This window comes from Caldimonas tepidiphila (assembly GCF_003569765.1).
Lineage (GTDB): Bacteria > Pseudomonadota > Gammaproteobacteria > Burkholderiales > Burkholderiaceae_C > Caldimonas > Caldimonas tepidiphila.
The window spans coordinates 1-637 of record NZ_QXMG01000196.1 but is presented as its reverse complement, the minus strand read 5'-3'; the positions used below and the strand labels follow the sequence as shown (position 1 = coordinate 637).

Annotated in this window: 1 protein-coding gene; it reads right to left on the bottom strand. The window is 68.8% G+C overall.

Annotated elements, in window-relative coordinates:
• On the bottom strand, positions 1–621 hold a 621-nt coding region (locus D3A59_RS25065; RefSeq protein ID WP_119157996.1), incomplete at its 3' end, for a TRAP transporter substrate-binding protein.
• Between the last annotated feature and the right edge of the window lie 16 nt (positions 622–637).

Below are 637 nucleotides of genomic sequence, written 5' to 3'. Positions count from 1 at the left end.
GCCCTTCTCCAGCGCCTGGTAGATCTCGCCGCCGGGGATGTTCTGCGGCACGCCGCCCAGGCGCTCGAGCACGCGACCGGCGAAGCCGCCGATGCGGAACTTCAGGCCCTTCACGTCCGCGACCGACTTGACCTCCTTGCGGAACCAGCCGCCCATCTGCGCGCCGGTGTTGCCGCAGGGCAGCGCGACGATGTTGTACTGCGCGTAGAACTCGTCCATCAGCTTCTGGCCGTTGCCCTCGATCATCCAGGCGGTGAGCTGGCGCGAGTTCATGCCGAAGGGGATCGCCCCGCCGAGCGCGAAGGTCTCGTCCTTGCCGAAGAAGTAGTAGGGCGCGGTGTGCGCGGCCTCGACGGTGCCGTTCTGCACGCCGTCGACCACGCCGAACGGGGGCATCAGCTCGCCGCCCGGGTGCACCGTGATCTGGAACTTGCCGCCGGTCATCGCGCTCACGCGCTTGGCGAACTCGTCGGCGCCGCCGTAGATAGTGTCGAGCGACTTCGGGAAGCTCGACGCGATGCGCCAGCGGATGTTGGCCTGGGCCTGCACGACAGCCGGCGCGGCACCAGCGGCGAGCACCGCGGCAATGCCGGCGCCCTGGACGAAGGAACGACGTTCCATGGATCGGTCTCCTGAG